This is a genomic window from Pseudomonas sp. GW823-FHT01D03, from assembly GCF_058798255.1.
In genome coordinates, this window is the sequence record NZ_JBXAKK010000001.1 from 1245608 (window position 1) to 1263367 (window position 17760).

Consider the following 17760-nt stretch of genomic DNA (forward strand, 5'->3'; position numbering starts at 1 on the left):
CGCCATTCGCGAGCAAGCCCGCTCCCACAGGTACAGTGTTGCCATTGTGGGAGCGGGCTTGCTCGCGAAGGCGCTCTTTCACACACAGAATTACTCTGAACCCTCCCTCATTCCCGGTTGTCGACTAGGCTCTAAGCACTGCTTGATTGGCCTTGTGACGTCTTGTCGAATGTTTTGCCCGCGGGGGCGGGTGCTGCACCTTTTTCCTGTCACTCGTCGACTTTTCAACCAGAACCCTGGAGCCTGCCCACTGATTTGAGAGGTGCCCCATGAGTCTGCTGCTCGAACCCTTTACCCTTCGCCAACTGACCCTGTCCAACCGCATCGCCGTGTCGCCGATGTGCCAGTATTCCAGCGTCGACGGTCTGGCCAACGACTGGCATCTGGTGCACCTGGGCAGCCGCGCGGTGGGCGGTGCCGGCCTGATTTTTACCGAGGCCACGGCGGTCACCGCCGACGGGCGAATCACCGCCGAAGACCTCGGTTTGTGGAACGACGAACAGATCGAACCGCTTCAACGCATCACCCGTTTCATTACGGCTCAGGGCGCGGTTGCTGGCATTCAACTGGCCCACGCCGGGCGCAAGGCCAGCACCCATCGGCCATGGATCGGCAAACACGGCAGCGTCAAACCGGAGGATGGCGGCTGGATCCCTGTCGGGCCGTCACCGATTGCCTTCGACCCGCAACACACGCAACCCAAGCAGCTGGATGAAGGGCAAATCGCCGAAGTCATCCAGGCGTTCGTTGCTGCGGCCAAACGTGCGTTGACCGCAGGTTTCAGCGTGGTCGAGGTACATGCTGCCCATGGTTATCTGCTGCATCAGTTTCTGTCGCCATTGAGCAACCAGCGCCGCGATCAGTACGGTGGTTCGTTCGAAAACCGTATTCGGCTGGTCTTGCAAGTCACCGAGGCCGTGCGCGAGGTCTGGCCGCAAGAGTTGCCGGTGTTTGTCCGGGTTTCGGCCACCGACTGGGTCGAAGACGGCTGGAACCCGGATGAAACCGTGGAGCTGGCGCGCCGCCTCAAAGCTTTGGGAGCGGATCTGATCGACGTCTCCTCCGGAGGTACAGCCGCGAATGCCGAGATTCCTGTGGGGCCGGGTTATCAGACGCGCTTCGCCGAACGCGTGCGCAAGGAGTCCGGCATCGCCACCGGCACTGTCGGCATGATTACCGAGCCGGCGCAGGCCGAGCACATTCTGCGCACCTGTCAGGCCGACATCATCTTCCTCGCCCGCGAGCTGTTGCGTGACCCGTACTGGCCGCTGCATGCCGACGATGATCTGGGTGGGCGCAAAGCGGTGTGGCCGGCGCAGTATCAGCGCGCGACCCATCGTGATCAGCCGATTCATGAGTCTGACCTGCGCGATTGATTTCAAACCGGCGCAACGTCTATAAAACCCGCCATTGAACCGGCGGGTTTTTTCTTGCCTGCCATTTGCCAAGGAAGTCGAGCATGTTGATCGAGCGAGAACTGACCGAACACGACTTGCCGCTGCTGGCGCAAATCGACCGCAGTGAGCTGGTCGAAGAATGTTATCGGCTGGAAAACGGTGAGCTGATTCTGTACCCGGTACATTTCGACATGCGTGGCTGGCCGGAAGGGGAAGCTGAGGAAAACGCGCTGGCGCTGGAGAAGTGCTTGCGGCGCGGTGGCTGGTTGTACGGGGTTTTCGATGGGCAGGCGCTGATCGCGGCGGTGGCTGTGGATAACCGGGTTATTCACAATCAGGGGCTGAGCATGCGTCAGCTGAAGTTTCTGCACATCAGCCTTGATTACCGCGGGCAAGGGCTGGGGGCGAAGTTGTTTGCGCTGGCTTGTAAGCAGGGGCGGCGATTCGGTACCCAGGCGTTATATGTTTCAGCGACTGAATCTCGCAACACTGTGGAGTTTTATCAGCGTCAGGGTTGCCGGTTGGTTGATCAGGCGGATCCAGAGTTGTTTGATCAAGAACCCAGAGACATTCATCTGTATTGCCCACTGACCTGACGCAGTTTCTTCAATATCCGATGTTGAATGTTCTGACGCATTCGCGAGCAAGCCCGCTCCCACCCTGGTTCTGTGTCGGTCGCAAACTGTGTGATCGACCGGGATCCAGTGTGGGAGCGGGCTTGCTCGCGAAGAGGCCGGAACAGACGCCTCAAATCATCAAGGATACTTGCGTTTGTCCGGTGCCGGCGGGAAGTACTGGTACAACCAGGTCTCGCTCAGCGTGCGGTCATTGGTGCGGATGAACAGGCGCAGTTCCACCGGCTCGACGCTGTCGCTGGTCGGGTACCAGTCGAACAGGATCCGGTAACCCTTGATGTCATCGAGCACCAGCACGCTGAAGTCTTGCACCTTGCCGTTGGAGCAAGTGACCACCGGTTCGATCCCGGTGCCCTGCGGCAGGCGATCCAGGCCGCCACCGGTGAAGTCCACGGCGAAGCGACGGGCCCAGACCGGCGGGTAATGCTCGCCTGGTGCCCAGCCTTCGACGAAACCACCCATGCCCGACCGGGTCGCATTTACCCGCGCCAGTGGCGTTCCAACCGGTGGCAGGGCGCTCCAGTAAAGCTTGTAGCCATAGTTCAGCGAGTCGCCGGCAACCACTGGTTTCTTCGGGGTCCAGAACGCGACGATGTTGTCGAGGGTTTCGCCGGTGGTAGGAATTTCCAGCAGATCAATCGAGCCTTCGCCCCACGCGGTGGTTGGTTCGACCCACAGGCTCGGGCGCTTGCTGTACCAGTCGACAGTGTCCTGATAGTTGGCGAATTCGTGGTCGGTCTGCACCAGACCGAAGCCCTTCGGATCCTTGTCGGCGAACGCGTTGAACTGCAGGGTCGCCGGATTGTTCAGCGGACGGCAGATCCACTCGCCGTTGCCGCGCCACATCGCCAGGCGATCGGAGTCGTGGATCTGCGGGTGAATGGTGTCGCACATGCGCCGTTCGTGGGTGCCGCAGCTGAACATGCTGGTCATCGGCGCGATGCCCAGTTGTTCGATGGCGGTACGCGCGTTGATGTGGGCGTCGATCTCCATCACTACGCGCTCGGCCTGGCAGTCGATGTCGAAGCGGTAGGCACCGGTGGCGCTCGGCGAGTCGAGCAGAGCGTAGACCACAAAACGGGTGGCGTTCTGCTCTGGAGTCTCGAACCAGAACTTGGTGAAGTCAGGGAATTCTTCGCGCTTTTTCGCATAGGTGTCGACGGCCAGACCGCGGGCGGATAGGCCATATTGGCCAGTGGCGTCCACCGCACGGAAATAACTGGCGCCAAGGAACGACACCACGTCATGGCGATCCAGCTCCGGCGCCTTGAACAGCTTGAAGCCGGCAAACCCCAGGTCGCCCTTGAGCTGCTGGGTGTCGACCGAGGTGTTCTCGTAGTTGAACAGTGTCGGACGGAAATGCACTTCACGGGCCGTGCGGGTCTTCGGATCGACGCTGTACATGCGCACCGGCTGGCGGAACCCCATGCCGACGTGGAAGAACTGCACGTCGAGCTGACCCTTGTTTTCCTTCCACAGCGAATGATCACCGTCGTAGCGGATCGCGTTGAAGTTCTGAGGGGTCATGGTCGCCAGAGTCGGCGGCAGCACCTGTTTGGTGTCCTGATAGGCCGAGCCGGCCAGTTGCTTGGCCTGACGCTTGAGCGCTTCGAAGTCGAAGGCCTGCGCTTCACCATCGGCGGCGCCACCATTGGCGGCCCAGGCACGGGCGGCCAGCAGGCCGGAAGCCGAGAGACCGGTGTAAGCCGCAATGGCCATCGACGCTTTGAGCAAATTCCTGCGGTGCATAAATACAACCTGTCGTGTGCAATCCCGCGCCGTTCCTGGCACGTGCTGGATCAGAAATAACGGTTCGGACAAGCCTTCGGCCAAACGCAACGGACTATTAACAGATGCCGGCTAGCTTAAACGGTTCGCTCGCCGAGCAAAATTCGTTGATACACAGTGACCGAGTGTCAATGAAACAAGACATGTCGGTTAAAAATCTGACAGGGCGTTCTGATTTATACGGCATATCTGCTTTTTTCGACTAATTACTCTAAAAACCGCTTTTCAGCGCCGATTTAATTTCTATTCTATGGGCATGACCGGTGTTGACCGGTAGGGCACACGGCGCTGCTGTAAGGGGCAGGGCGATGTGGTGGTTTAGCAATTCTTTGAAGTATTGAAGGACATCGTCCATGGCAAAAATACAAGGTATCGCCGAAATGCTCGGCATCTTCCCCTGCCTCGGCAGCGGCCGTAGAAGGCGTCGTTTGAGTTCTGAAGAGCTGAAGCTGGTGGAGCGTTATCGCGAGTTGTCGGAGAGTGACCGGATTGCGATGCGCTATCTGGTGGATGCGATGAGGAGCGTTTCGCGGTTTTAACGCGGGGATTGCGATCGTGAAAGCCATTTGGCTTTTACGGTCGCCAAGTCAATCAACTTGCCTGCGTCGGCATCAGCGATGCCGACTTTTATTGCTTCCTGGCGCATGGCTACGCTGATTTGCTTTAGGTAACACTCTGCGAAGAACTCATCGCTTGGGATAACTTCCAGAACGTGGGGCATTTCAGTGATTGGCAATCTCATCTGCAAAACAGCTCGTCTAGAGGTTTAAACGCTGGACCTGTGGCGAGGGAGCTTGCTCCCGCTGGACTGCGCAGCAGTCCCCTGCTTTTTGTAGACGGGCAGCTGCGCGACCCTGCGGGACGGTGCGACGATTCGACAAGCTCCCTCGCCACAGGTTTTTTATTGAATGGACTTCAGCTACACGTTCCCAAAACCGGATACGGTCGCTGTCCATGCATCAAATCCGGCACATCCCGCCATTTGACCCATGCCTGCTGTTGCCAGTGCAGCAACGGCACGGTAACGCCTGCCCAATGCATTGAGCTCAGGCTCGGGTGGTTTTCCAAAGAACTTGATTCGGTTTCGCGAAGCATCGGGATGACTTCATGGCTTAGCCATTGGCGCAGGTGTCGGTTTTCCGGGACGAAGTGATGGACGAGCAGGGCGAACAGGCCGGACTCGCTGACCATCGCGCAATCGACGATTTCGCCGTCCTTACGCAGGAGGACATTGCGACGCTGGTCGGGATCGAGTTTCAGCGTGAGGCGTTCGTTTAACGGGTAACCCATCAAGCGACCGAGATCTTGCACGCAGAACCAGGCTTCGTGGTCTTGCATGAAGGCGTGGAGGAAGCGGTTGTGGCGGGTGAAGGCGGTGGGGGTGAAGAAAGCGGAGCTTTCAGAAGGAATTTGTACGTGGTTAGGCATTTTTCGACTCCAATATTGAGAATAGAGCCGCCACTCAAATGAGTGCGGTCACGCCGTTTTGATATTTATTCCGGCTCCGACACCGGGCCGCTGATTTCGCCGCCGAGAGAAAGCCTATCGGCTAGCAACCTACGACGCCAAGTCGGTTCTATCGATACCTTCTGTAGGAAAGAGGATTTATCGCTGAGGGTCGTATCTGTAGGAAATGCCTGTTTTTGCATTGGCGCCAGCGAGACCGCCCCTCACCAGTGTTTTTTCCGTTATTTGTTTGAATCTTGCGCATCGTTGCAGATGCCGGCCCGTCGTTTCAGGGCTCAAAGGATTGTGACGAATAAAGGAGAATTCAATGAAGGTATCCCTCAAACAGATCAATGGACCTTGGGATCAAGGCTGGGTGCTGGACAAACACATGGTAAGTAGTACCTTTCTTGGCAACGATGATCGCGGGCATCCATGCTTCGATAACCAGCGCACCGAGATCGGCGAAGCGACCTACCAGCTCAAATACCAGAAGGATTGGACTCAGGTCGGCCCACTTGCCCAAGCGGTAGCGACAAATGTGTTCCCAAAACTGGATCAGGTCGGATTTGTAGTACCTATGCCTGCTTCAAATATTCGTCAGCGACAACCGGTAACCGAGGTTGCCCTGGCGTTGGGACAAATTACTGGACTGCCGGTTTTCTCTGATTTGCTTCGGAAAGCGGCCACTGGAAAATCGCTCAAGGATTTGCACTCCAAAGCAGACAAGGTTGCTGCGATTGGAGACAGTTTCAGCGTCAATGACGAAATCACCACGGATGGGCGCTGGAATGTTTTGGTTGTAGATGATCTGTTTGATAGCGGGGCGTCGATGGACGCGGCCTGCGCTGTTTTGCGTAAATATCCCAAGGTAGGGAAGATTTACGTAGCGGCGCTAACTTGGAAGTGAACTCAATGACGACTGTATTTATTGCTGGCTCTATCAACATCAAGAACCTTGATCCGAAGGTTAAAGAGCGCATCAATAATATCGTTGCGTCAGATTTTCAGGTGGTGGTTGGGGATGCAGGTGGCGCCGATACCTCCATTCAGGAGTACCTGCTGAGTCTCGAACGATCCAAAACCACGGTGTTCTGCAGCGGTTCTGCTCCTAGGAATAATCTTGGACAGTGGCCCGCCAGAACAGTCGACTCCAAGCATTCCAAGGGGTCGAGAGCCTTCTTCACCGAGAAAGACGTCGTCATGGCCGAAGCAGCTGACTACGGTTTGATGATCTGGGACGCAAAGAGCACCGGTACGCTCAGTAACGTCATTGAACTGTTGTCGAGAAAGAAGAAGTCGCTTGTTTTCGTTAACAAGGAAAAGGAATTCAAGGTGGTCGGAGACGTCAGTCAGCTCGAAGAATTGATTGCATTCATGTCCGATCACGCCAAGCAAAAAGCCAATGAAAAAATCAAACTGTTCGACCGTATTTCCCTGTTGAAGCACGATCAGGCGGAGCTTTCTTTTTGATGAGGTTTCACGGCTTACCTGAACCCCGGCACCTTGTCGGTGCCGGGATCAAACGCTCTTAGCGACTCACCTTCCAAGCATCCCCAGCCGGTGCCTTTCCATGGTCATACGGCTTGCCGATCCACATATAAACCAGCCCCAGTCCAATCACGATCGCCGTGCTCAGCACCATCGCATAGTTCACGTACCACGCCGCATCCGGCGTACGTGGCCAGGCCATGTTGATGATTGCGCCAACGCCGTACACCAGCGCGCCGATGTTCACCGGCCAGCCCCATGCGCCGAGGGTGAATTTGCCGCTGGGTTTCCAGCCTTTGCTGCGGGCGTAGAGGGCAGCGAGGACGATCATCTGGAACGCGAGGTAGATGCCGATGGCGGCGAAGCTGACGATGGTGGCCACGGCGTCTTGCAGGAAGAAGCCGAGGGCGATGATCAGGGCGGGCAGGACGCCGGACACGAACAGTGCGGCAACTGGCACCTGGGTTGTAGGAGAAATCTTTTTCAGCAGTCGGCTGCCGATGACCATTTCGTCGCGAGCGTAGGAATACAGCAGACGGCTCGCCGCGGCCTGTAGGCTGATGACGCAAGAAATGAAGGAAATCATCACCACGCCCATCACTACTTTCGAACCGACCGGGCCGAAGGCATTGTTGAGGATGGTGGTGACTGGATCTTTGTCGGTGCCGTTGATCACCGCTTGCATGTCCGGCACGGCGAGGATCAGCGCCAGGCAGGCGAACATTGCTGCGATGCCGCCGATGTAGATGGTCATGCGCATGGCCACCGGTATTTTTGCGCTCGGGTTCGGGGTTTCTTCGGCAACGTCGCCGCAGGCCTCGAAGCCGTAGTAGAGGAACATCCCCGCCAGCGAGGCGGTGAGGAACGCCGGCAGGTACGAGCCGTCAACGCTGATGTCGAAGGTGTTGAACAGCACGCTGATCGGTTGATGACGTTCGAAGATCAGCAGGTACACGCCAACGATCACCGCACCGATCAGTTCGCAGAGGAAGCCGAACATGGCGATGCGCGCCAGCACTTTGGTGCCGCTCAGATTGACCAGCGTGGCAAACAGGGTCAGCACCAGCGCGATGACAATGTTGGTGTTGTTGCTTGGCTCAAATCCGAGCATCGCCGCCAGATACGGGCCGGCACCGACAGCCACCGCAGCAATGGTCACGCACAGGGCGATGGAGTAGATCCAGCCGACCATCCACGCCCATTTCTTGCCGACCAGACGCCGCGCCCATGGATAAACGCCACCGGAAATCGGGAACTGCGAAACCACTTCGCCGAAGATCAGGCACACCAGCAGCTGGCCGCAACCGACCAGCAGGTAAGCCCAGAACATCGGCGGGCCACCAGCGGCGAGGCACAGACCGAACAGGGTATAAACCCCTACGACCGGTGACAGATAGGTGAAGCCCAGGGCGAAGTTTTCCCACAGGCTCATGCTGCGGTTGAAGTTCGAGGTGTAGCCGAGTTTGCGCAGTTGTTCGGCATCGCTGTCGGGGACGGCGGCCGAGAGTTCGGGTGAGGCACTCATGGGTGTTTGCTCCGTGAAATCGGCAGATTTCGGATGGCCGAAGCCGTGGCGGGGCTTTGCGGGCGCCGCCCGGGTCGGTAGTTATTGTTTTGGGATCCTGGTGGTGCGTAATGCCGGTTTTCTTCCTGAAACCGAGGTGACGCCTTCGCGAGCAAGCCCGCTCCCACCTTGGAATGCGTCCCCGTGTGGGAGCGGGCTTGCTCGCGAAGCTTTTAAAGGCTTAGTGCTTGAACATCACATGCCGAACCGTGGTGTAGTCCTCCAGCCCGTACATGGACATGTCCTTGCCGTAGCCGGACAATTTCTGACCGCCATGGGGCATTTCGCTGACGAGCATGAAGTGTGTGTTGACCCAGGTGCAGCCGTACTGCAATCGCGCGGACAAGCGATGCGCGCGTCCGACATCCGCCGTCCACACCGAGGACGCCAGGCCGTAGTCGGAATCGTTGGCCCACTCCAGCGCCTGCGCTTCATCGGTGAACTGGGTCACCGACACCACCGGCCCGAACACTTCACGGCGGACGATTTCGTCATCCTGTTGCGCGTCGGCCAGCACCGTCGGTTCGAAGAAGAAGCCGTCGCCTTCCACAGCCTTGCCACCCGTGATCAAGCGAATGTGCGACTGCGCCACGGCGCGTTCGACGAACGCGGCCACGCGGTCGCGATGTTGCGCGGTGATCAGCGGCCCCAACTCGGTCGACGGATCATCCTGCAAGCCGTACTTGATGCTGCTGACCGCCGCGCCGAGCTTCTCGACAAACTTGTCGTAAATGCCTTGCTGCGCGTAGATCCGGCACGCGGCGGTGCAGTCCTGCCCGGCGTTATAGAAGCCGAAGGTGCGGATGCCTTCGACGGCGGCATCGATGTCGGCGTCGTCGAAGATGATCACCGGCGCTTTGCCCCCCAGTTCCATGTGCATGCGTTTGACGCTGTCGGCGGTGCTGGAAATGATGTTCGAACCGGTGGCGATGGAGCCGGTCAGCGAGACCATGCGCACCTTCGGATGCGTGACCAACGGGCTGCCGACGGTAGGACCGCGACCGAACACCAGATTGAGTACGCCAGCCGGGAAGATTTCCGACGCCAGTTCGGCCAGACGCAACGCGGTCAGCGGGGTTTGTTCCGACGGCTTGAGCACAACGGTATTACCGGCAGCGAGGGCCGGGGCGATTTTCCAGGCGACCATCATCAGCGGGTAGTTCCACGGCGCGATGGAGGCGATCACGCCGACCGGATCACGACGGATCATCGAGGTGTGGCCGGGCAGGTATTCGCCACCGGCCGAACCGCTCATGCAACGGCTGGCACCGGCGAAGAAACGGAACACGTCGGCAATCGCCGGGATCTCGTCGTTCAGTGCGGCGCTGTAGGGTTTGCCGCAGTTGTCGGATTCGAGTTTCGCCAGTTCCTCGCCATGGGCTTCAATGGCGTCGGCGAGTTTGAGCAGCAACAGCGAACGGTCTTTCGGCGTGGTTTGCGACCACCCGGCGAAGGCGTTGTCGGCGGCGCGCACGGCGGCATCGACCTGGGCCTCGCTGGCTTCGTTGATTTCCACCAGTACGCTGCCGAGTGAAGGATTGAGCACCGGTTGCGCCGGGCCTTCGCCGTTGACCAGCTGGCCGTTGATCAAGAGTCTGGTTTGCATGTTGTTGTCCTCTTCGAAGCAATTGTTATTTTTCTGAAGAAACCGGGTTCCATTGTGGGAGCGGGCTTGCTCGCGAAAGCGGTGGGTCAGCCGACATCAATGCTGAATTTGATTGCCTCTTCGCGAGCAAGCCCGCTCCCACATTTCGATCCGGTTTCTTCAGTTATTCGATTATTTCCCGCCACTGCCCGCGACACTCTCGCCGCCGCGGGTCAGGTAATACGCGCCGAGAATCGGCAGCATGGTCACCAGCATCACCAGCATGGCGACGACGTTGGTCACCGGCACATCCCGTGGGCGGCTGAGCTGGTTGAGCAGCCACAGCGGCAACGTACGTTCGTGGCCAGCGGTGAATGTGGTGACGATGATTTCGTCGAACGACAGCGCAAACGCCAGCATGCCGCCCGCCAGCAACGCCGAGCCGAGGTTCGGCAGGATGATGTAGCGAAAGGTTTGCCAGCCGTCGGCGCCGAGGTCCATCGAGGCTTCGATCAGGCTGTGCGAGGTACGGCGCAGACGGGCGATGACATTGTTGTAGACGATCACCACACAGAAGGTCGCGTGGCCGACGATGATGGTGAACATCCCCGGCTCGATCCCCAGCGTCTTGAACGTCGCCAACAGTGCGATCCCGGTGATGATCCCCGGCAATGCGATCGGCAAAATCAGCATCAGTGAAATGCCTTGTTTGCCGAAGAAGTCGCGGCGGTACAACGCGGCTGAAGCCAGTGTGCCGAGCACCATCGCAATCAACGTGGCGATGGCTGCGATCTGCAATGAGAGCTTGATCGCCTCCAAAACATCCGGCCGCGAAAACGCCACGCTGAACCAGTGCAAGGTGAAGCCCTTGGGCGGAAAGCTGAACGCCGCTTCCTCTGTGTTGAAGGCGTAAAGAAAGATGATCAGGATCGGGAAGTGCAGGAACACCAACCCGCCCCAGGCGGCAATGCGCAGGCCCAGTGAAGCGCGCTCAGAGTGCATCGAAGGCCCCCAGACGTTTGACGATGGACAGATAAACCGCGATCAACACAATCGGCACCAAGGTGAACGCCGCCGCCATCGGCATGTTGCCGATCGCACCTTGCTGCGCGTACACCATGCTGCCAACGAAATAGCCCGGCGGTCCGACCAATTGCGGCACGATGAAATCGCCCAGGGTCAGCGAAAAGGTGAAGATCGAGCCGGCAGCAATTCCGGGAATCGACAGCGGCAGAATCACTTGCATGAAGGTCTGACGCGGCTTCGCGCCAAGGTCGGCAGACGCCTGCAACAGCGACGGCGGCAAGCGCTCCAGCGAGGCCTGAATCGGCAGGATCATGAACGGCAGCCAGATGTAGACAAACACCATGAACCGCCCCAGATGCGAGGTCGACAAGGTGCTGCCACCGACGCCGGGAATCCCCAGAATGAACTGCAACATCGGCTCCAGCCCCAGATGCTGGACGAACCATTGCGCCACACCGCCCTTGGCCAGCAGCAACGTCCAGGCGTAGGCCTTGACGATGTAACTGGCCCACATCGGCAGCATCACCGCGATGTAGAAAAACGCCTTGGTTTTGCCCGTGGTGTAGCGCGCCATGTAATAGGCAATCGGGAACGCGACGATGGCGCTGGCGATCGACACGACGATGGCCATGCTCAGCGTGCGCAGGATGATGTCGAAGTTCGACGGCTGAAACAGCGCGGCAAAATTCGCCAGCGTCAGGTCAGGTGTGACCGCCATGGTGAAGTCGTCGAAGGTGTAGAAACCCTGCCACAGCAGCACCAGCAGCGAGCCGAGATAGATCGCGCCGAACCACAGCAGTGGCGGTATCAGCAGCATCGACAAGTACAGGTTCGGCTTGCGATAGAGCAGGTTGGAAAAACGGCGCAAGGGCGGTGCTTGAGTCAGCGTGAGCGTGCTCATTTCACACCCCGCCGGCCACGGTGTCATGCAGGGGGACCATCGCTTCCCGCGCCCAGCGTGCGCTCAGGCGCTGGCCGGTCTGGTGTTGTGCGCTGCTGTCGATCCACTGATTGTTGGCGTGGCTGATGCTCAGGGTCTGGCCGTTTTCCAGCGTCAGTTCATAGCGCGTGGCGCTGCCCTGATACTGGATGTCATGGAGCAATCCGCTGACTTCGATTTCGTGGCTGGCGAGTGGGCCTTCGGCGAAACGCACGTGTTCCGGGCGAATCGAAAATGGCTTCGGATGGCCGCTGAGCTGGCGAGCCAGATCGCCGCGAATCACGTTCGAGGTACCGACGAATTCGGCGACGAAGGTGGTGGTGGGTTTCATGTACAGATTGCGCGGGGTGTCGACCTGCTCGATGCGGCCTTTGTTGAATACCGCGACACGGTCGGACATCGACAGCGCTTCGGTCTGGTCGTGGGTGACGAAGATAAAAGTGATGCCGAGTTGGCGTTGCAGCTTCTTCAGTTCGCTTTGCATCTGCTCGCGCAATTTCAAATCGAGCGCGCCCAACGGCTCATCAAGCAACAGCACCCGTGGGCGATTGACCAAAGCGCGGGCGAGGGCGACACGCTGGCGCTGACCGCCGGACAACTGCACCGGTTTGCGTGCGCCATAACCGCCGAGGGCGACCATGTCCAACGCCTCTTCGGCGCGCTTGTGGCGCTCGGTTTTGCTCACGCCTTTGACCTTCAAGCCGTAGGCGACGTTGTCCAGCACGTTCATGTGCGGGAACAGCGCGTAGTCCTGAAAGACGGTGTTCACATCACGTTGATACGGCGGCAGACCGGCGGCTTCCGCGCCGTGAATGCGGATCGAGCCGGCGCTCGGTTGTTCGAAACCGGCGATCAGGCGCAGGCAAGTGGTCTTGCCCGAGCCGGAAGGGCCGAGCATGGAAAAGAACTCGCCGTCCTGGATATCGATGGAAACCCGGTCAACGGCCTTCACCTCGCCGAACTGCCGGGAAACATTGGTGAACTGGACTGCAAGCGTCATGGTGCGGTGCTCCAAAAAGGCGTGGGCCGTCGCAGCGGCCCTCGCCTGGACTTCTGAAAAAGCTGAATCTTGTTGCTTTTGTGGCGAGGGAGCTTGCTCCCGCTGGAGTGCGCAGCACTCCCAAATTGGCCACATGCGATTTGACTGGCAGACCGCATTGCCAGGTCTTGGGGCGGCTTCGCCACCCAGCGGGAGCAAGCTCCCTCGCCACAGGTGAGCGGCGTGTCAGCGGCCGCCCATGATCGCAATGTAGTCCTGAGTCCAGCGGCTATAAGGCACAAACTTGCCCCCTTCAGCCTGCGGGGTTTTCCAGAAGGCGATCTTGTCGAACTGGTCGAAGCCATTGGTCTTGCAACCCTCGGCGCCGAGCAGTTCGCTCTCCTTGCACGCCGCCGGCACGGCTGGCAGCGAACCAAACCACGCCGCCACGTCCCCCTGGACTTTCGGCTGCAGCGACCAGTCCATCCACTTGTAAGCGCAGTTCGGGTGCTTGGCTTCGGCGTGCAGCATGGTGGTGTCGGCCCAACCGGTGGCGCCTTCTTTGGGGATGGTCGAAGCGATCGGCTGTTTCTCGTTGATCAGGCCGTTGACCTGATACGGCCAGGCACTCGACGCCACCACGCCTTCGTTCTTGAAGTCGCTCATTTGTACCGTGGTGTCATGCCAGTAGCGGTGGATCAGCGGTTGCTGCGCGCGCAACAGATCGAGCACGGCTTTGTACTGCGCTTCGGTGAGTTGATACGGATCACTGATCCCCAGCTCCGGCTTGGCGGTTTTCAGATACAACGCCGCGTCGGCGATGTAGATCGGGCCGTCATAGGCCTGCACGCGGCCCTTGTTCGGTTTGCCGTCGGGGAAATTCTGCGCGTCGAACAGTACGTTCCAGCTGGTCGGCGGCGTCTTGAACACGTTGGTGTTGTACATCAGCACGTTCGGGCCCCACTGATACGGGGTGCCGTAGGTCTGGTTGTTGACCACGTACCACGGCGCATCTTTCAGCCGTGGATCGAGGGTTTTCCAGTTCGGGATCAATGCGGTGTTGATCGGCTGCACGCGCTTGCCGACGATCAAGCGCAACGAGGCATCACCCGATGCGGTGACCAGATCGTAACCGCCCTTGGCCATCAGGCTGACCATCTCGTCGGAGGTGGCGGCAGTCTTCACGTTGACCTTGCAGCCGGTTTCCTTCTCGAATCCGCTCACCCAGTCGTAGGCCTTGTCGCTCTCGCCACGTTCGATGTAACCCGGCCAGGCGACAATATCCAGCTGACCTTCGCCGGCGCCGACCGCTTTCAGCGGCTCGGCAGCTTGCAGGCTGGCGCTGGCCAGCAGGGCTGTGGTGATTGCACTGAGCAGTGCGGTCTTGTGCACGAACATGGTTGAACCCTCTTCTTTAAATTATGGTCGGGGCAGTTGTGAACGCGGTGAAGCCATGCCGTTTTGCGGCTTGTTATTAGCGTAGTCAGAGATGCTGGCCGTGGCGGGCCATGATGTGCCGCACCACGCTGTAGTCCTGCAGCGAGTCACTGGACAAGTCTTTGCCGTATCCGGAGCGTTTCAACCCGCCGTGGGGCATTTCGCTGACCAGCATGAAATGGCTGTTGATCCAGGTGCAGCCGTACTGCAAGCGGGCGGCGACCTGCATTGCCTTGTCCAGATTCTGCGTCCACACCGACGAGGCGAGGCCGTATTCGGAGTCGTTGGCCCAGTCCACGGCTTGCGCGAGTTCGTCGAAGCGGGTCACGGTGACCACCGGGCCGAACACTTCGCGCTGGACGATTTCATCAGTCTGTTTGCAACCGGCCAGCAACGTCGGTTGGTAGAAGAACCCGGCGCCGGAATGCACCGCCGCGCCGGTCACCCGTTCGATGTGCGGCTGGCCGAGGGCACGTTCAACGAAACTGGCGACGCGATCGCGCTGGCGGGTGCTGATCAGCGGGCCGATCTCGTTGTCGGCATCGCGTTTGCCGGCGAAGCGCAGGCTGCTGACCGCCGCGCCGAGTTCGGCGACCAGTTTGTCGTGAATCCCGGCCTGCGCGTAGATCCGGCACGCGGCGGTGCAGTCCTGCCCGGCGTTGTAATAACCGTAGGTGCGCACGCCGTCGACCACCGCTTGAATGTCGGCATCATTGCAGACAATCACCGGGGCCTTGCCGCCGAGTTCCAGGTGTGTGCGTTTCAGGGTTTTCGCCGCGGCCTGGAGGATTTTCTGCCCGGTGACGATATCGCCGGTCAACGAGACCATGCGCACCTTGGCGTGGCCGACCAGATGGCTGCCGACGCCTTCACCGCCGCCGCAGATGATGTTGATCACCCCACGCGGCAGGATCTCGGCGAGTGCTGGCGCCAGTGCGAGGATCGACAGCGGCGTGTGTTCGGACGGCTTGAACACCAGGGTGTTGCCGGCGGCGAGGGCCGGGGCGATTTTCCACGCGGCCATCATGATCGGGTAGTTCCACGGCGCAATCGACGCCACCACGCCAATCGGATCGCGGCGCACCATACTGGTGTAACCCGGCAGGTACTCGCCGCTGAGCTGGCCGGTCTGGCAGCGCACGGCGCCGGCAAAGAAACGGAACACGTCAACGGTGGCGGTCAGATCGTCCTGCCGCGCCAGGTGCAGCGGCTTGCCGCAGTTCAGCGCTTCGAGGCGGGCGAGGTAGTCAGCGTGTTTTTCCACCGCGCTGGCGATTTCCAGCAGCAGGTTGGAACGTTGTTGGGGCGTGGTGCGCGACCATTCGGCAAAGGCGCGGTGGGCGGCGAGAATCGCCGTTTCGACCTGCTCGGTGCTGGCCTCGGCGATGTGGGTGAGGACTTCACCGGTGGCCGGGTTGAGGATCGGTTCGACAAAACCTTGCCCGGCGACCAGTTCGCCGTCGATCAGCAACGCGGTACACATCGGGGTCTGCACGCCAGCCATTTTCCGCGATCTCTTTTCTTGTGTGGTCATTGTGGCTCCCGTGCCCGGGAGCCGACCGTCTTATAGATGCAGCAAGACTAGTGCGCGGCTCCGAGGTCGACAAATTCTAAATACTGAAGGTGGCATTCGATTAAATAGATGGCTTGCGTCCGCCGTGGGGCTGTTCGCGGGCCACGGTCAGAAATGGATCGACCAGAGCCGGGCGCGCGGTCCCTCGGCGCCAGGCCAGGCCGACGTCGAGGGTCTGGTTGAGGTCGGCAATCGGCCGCGCTTCGATGATGTCGCCCTCCAGTGACCATGGGCGATAGGTCATGTCCGGCTGGATTGACACACCCAAACCCGCCGCCACCAGACTTCGCACGGCTTCGGTGGAAGCGGTGCGCAGAGTGATCTTCGGTTGCAGCCCGGCGCCGCGCCACAGCCTTTGGGCGTTGCGATCCATTTCATCAACATTCAGTTGAATCAGCGGTTCGCGAGCGACGTCGGCGAGGTTGATGCTGTCGTGTTCCAGCAGTGGATGCTGGGCCGGCAGCCACAGACGATGCGGCGAGTGAGTCAGCACTTCGGTCTGCAGGGCTTGGCGGTCTTCGAGGTTGGAGAGAATCAGCACGCCGACATCGATCTCGCCGCTGACCAGCAAATGCTCGATGTACGGCCGCTCATCCTCCATCACCCGAATCTCGACGTTGGGATAGGCGCGCTGGAACCGGGTCAGCAGATCGGCGAGGTAATAACCGGCGACCAGGCTGGTCACCCCGACGATCAACTGCCCGGCGACCTGATCGGTGCTCTGTTGCAGGCTGCGTTTGGCGTTATCCACGGTGGCCAGAATCAGATGCGCCTGCCGCAGGAATTGATGACCCTGATGCGTCAGGGTCATGCCCTTGGCGTGACGGCTGAACAGGCTGACGCCGATTTCCTCTTCCAGTTGCTGGATCGCCAGGGTCAGGGTCGACTGGGAAATGAACGCGGTTTGCGCGGCGGCGGAAATCGAGCCGGTCTCGGCCACCGCGATGAAGTGACGGATCTGACGCAGGGTCATCATGAGAAGGGTACCCGGTGGGCGGTTTTTATCGATTGGCCTGAGTGTATATCTATTTTCACGAAGGGCTGTTGCAGGCGAAGCAACATCTGGAAGCACTCTCGCGAGCAGGCGCGGGGCACTTTCGAACTAGGCTGAGGGCCTGATAGATCCGGATAACCCCTGTTTTGGAGGCGGAACATGAACACCCGTGGATTGCTCGATCAACTACTCAAATCCGGCCAGGATCTGTTGCAGAACAAGGCTGGCGGGGCGCCGAACAAACCGTCGGCTGGCGGGCTGGGCGGTTTGCTTGGTGGCTCTTCTGGTGGCAGTGGCCTCGGCGGTCTGCTGTCAGGTGCTGGCGGTGGCGCATTGGCGGCGGGCGCGATGGGCTTGCTGCTGGGTAACAAGAAAGTGCGCAAGGTCGGCGGCAAAGTTGCGATTTACGGCGGGCTCGCAGCGCTGGGTGTGCTGGCGTACAAGGCCTACGGCAACTACAACGCACAAAAAGGCACCGCACCGCAGAACGAACCGCAAACTCTGGATCGCCTGCCGCCGGCACAAGCCGAACAACACAGTCAGGCGATTCTAAAAGCGCTGGTCGCCGCCGCCAAAGCCGACGGCCATATCGATGATCGCGAGCGCCAGTTGATCGAAGGCGAATTCACCAAACTCGACAACGATCAGGAACTGCAACACTGGCTGCACGCCGAACTCAACAAACCCCTCGACCCGACCGATGTCGCCCGCGCCGCGAGTACTCCGGAGATGGCCGCCGAGATGTACATCGCCAGCGTGATGCTGGTGGATGAGGAGAGTTTTATGGAGAAGAGCTATCTGGATGAACTGGCGCGGCAGTTGAAGCTGGAGCCGGGGTTGAAGGTGGAGCTGGAGAAGCAGGTGCGCCTCGCGACAGTCTGATTTCGGTTGTTGCCTGCGTGCGC

16 protein-coding genes are annotated in these 17760 nt (G+C 59.7%); 6 read left to right on the forward strand and 10 right to left on the reverse strand.

Annotated features, from left to right (window positions below):
* The first annotated feature begins 269 nt into the window (after nucleotides 1-269).
* Both AC1RBR_RS05435 and AC1RBR_RS05440 read left to right on the forward strand, forming a co-directional pair.
* On the forward strand, nucleotides 270-1376 hold the full coding sequence (locus tag AC1RBR_RS05435) for an NADH:flavin oxidoreductase/NADH oxidase (protein ID WP_492563340.1): 1107 nt from the start codon (nucleotides 270-272) through the stop codon (nucleotides 1374-1376).
* A gap of 83 nt (nucleotides 1377-1459) precedes the next feature.
* Entirely contained in the window at nucleotides 1460-1993 is a 534-nt protein-coding gene (locus AC1RBR_RS05440; RefSeq protein ID WP_492563342.1) for a GNAT family N-acetyltransferase, read from the forward strand.
* Between the two features lie 159 nt (nucleotides 1994-2152).
* Here the strand turns inward: AC1RBR_RS05440 and AC1RBR_RS05445 are convergent, their stop codons facing one another.
* Nucleotides 2153-3781, reverse strand: a complete 1629-nt coding sequence (locus AC1RBR_RS05445) for a glucan biosynthesis protein D (RefSeq protein ID WP_492563344.1) — start codon at nucleotides 3779-3781, stop codon at nucleotides 2153-2155.
* 392 nt (nucleotides 3782-4173) lie between these two features.
* On the opposite strand from AC1RBR_RS05445, the gene AC1RBR_RS05450 reads away from it, so the two are divergent.
* Nucleotides 4174-4359, forward strand: coding sequence for a hypothetical protein (locus AC1RBR_RS05450; protein WP_003222012.1), 186 nt, complete (start codon nucleotides 4174-4176; stop codon nucleotides 4357-4359).
* 376 nt (nucleotides 4360-4735) lie between these two features.
* Here AC1RBR_RS05450 and AC1RBR_RS05455 read toward each other — a convergent pair whose 3' ends face one another.
* Nucleotides 4736-5248, reverse strand: a complete 513-nt coding sequence (locus tag AC1RBR_RS05455; RefSeq protein ID WP_492563345.1) for a BRO-N domain-containing protein — start codon at nucleotides 5246-5248, stop codon at nucleotides 4736-4738.
* A gap of 346 nt (nucleotides 5249-5594) precedes the next feature.
* Here AC1RBR_RS05455 and AC1RBR_RS05460 point away from each other — a divergent pair, with 346 nt between their 5' ends.
* Together AC1RBR_RS05460 and AC1RBR_RS05465 are read left to right on the forward strand one after the other, a co-directional pair.
* The gene (locus AC1RBR_RS05460) at nucleotides 5595-6176 is read left to right on the forward strand and encodes a ComF family protein (protein WP_007967761.1); all 582 of its coding nucleotides are present in this window, start codon (nucleotides 5595-5597) and stop codon (nucleotides 6174-6176) included.
* A 5-nt stretch (nucleotides 6177-6181) separates the two neighbouring features.
* The gene (locus tag AC1RBR_RS05465) at nucleotides 6182-6739 is read left to right on the forward strand and encodes a hypothetical protein (RefSeq protein ID WP_492563346.1); all 558 of its coding nucleotides are present in this window, start codon (nucleotides 6182-6184) and stop codon (nucleotides 6737-6739) included.
* 58 nt (nucleotides 6740-6797) lie between these two features.
* Here the strand turns inward: AC1RBR_RS05465 and AC1RBR_RS05470 are convergent, their stop codons facing one another.
* From AC1RBR_RS05470 to AC1RBR_RS05505, 8 genes are all read right to left on the reverse strand, one after another.
* Entirely contained in the window at nucleotides 6798-8282 is a 1485-nt protein-coding gene (locus AC1RBR_RS05470; protein WP_492563347.1) for an APC family permease, read from the reverse strand.
* Between the two features lie 220 nt (nucleotides 8283-8502).
* Nucleotides 8503-9927 (reverse strand): gamma-aminobutyraldehyde dehydrogenase, encoded by a 1425-nt coding sequence (locus AC1RBR_RS05475; RefSeq protein WP_492563349.1) that lies wholly within the window; start codon nucleotides 9925-9927, stop codon nucleotides 8503-8505.
* 171 nt (nucleotides 9928-10098) lie between these two features.
* Complete coding sequence (locus AC1RBR_RS05480; RefSeq protein WP_492563351.1) at nucleotides 10099-10908, reverse strand: ABC transporter permease; 810 nt, start codon at nucleotides 10906-10908, stop codon at nucleotides 10099-10101.
* Complete coding sequence (locus AC1RBR_RS05485; protein WP_492563353.1) at nucleotides 10898-11833, reverse strand: ABC transporter permease; 936 nt, start codon at nucleotides 11831-11833, stop codon at nucleotides 10898-10900. The genes AC1RBR_RS05480 and AC1RBR_RS05485 overlap by 11 nt, the downstream gene beginning before the upstream one ends.
* A gap of 1 nt (nucleotide 11834) precedes the next feature.
* Entirely contained in the window at nucleotides 11835-12872 is a 1038-nt protein-coding gene (locus AC1RBR_RS05490; protein WP_492563354.1) for an ABC transporter ATP-binding protein, read from the reverse strand.
* Nucleotides 12873-13097: 225 nt separating this feature from the next.
* Nucleotides 13098-14249, reverse strand: a complete 1152-nt coding sequence (ydcS, locus tag AC1RBR_RS05495) for a putative ABC transporter substrate-binding protein YdcS (RefSeq protein WP_481396571.1) — start codon at nucleotides 14247-14249, stop codon at nucleotides 13098-13100.
* Between the two features lie 85 nt (nucleotides 14250-14334).
* Entirely contained in the window at nucleotides 14335-15792 is a 1458-nt protein-coding gene (locus AC1RBR_RS05500; RefSeq protein WP_166496657.1) for a gamma-aminobutyraldehyde dehydrogenase, read from the reverse strand.
* 130 nt (nucleotides 15793-15922) lie between these two features.
* Nucleotides 15923-16837, reverse strand: coding sequence for a LysR family transcriptional regulator (locus AC1RBR_RS05505; protein ID WP_492563356.1), 915 nt, complete (start codon nucleotides 16835-16837; stop codon nucleotides 15923-15925).
* A gap of 177 nt (nucleotides 16838-17014) precedes the next feature.
* Between AC1RBR_RS05505 and AC1RBR_RS05510 the strand changes: the two genes are divergently transcribed.
* Entirely contained in the window at nucleotides 17015-17737 is a 723-nt protein-coding gene (locus tag AC1RBR_RS05510) for a tellurite resistance TerB family protein (RefSeq protein WP_492563358.1), read from the forward strand.
* The last annotated feature ends 23 nt before the right edge of the window (nucleotides 17738-17760 follow it).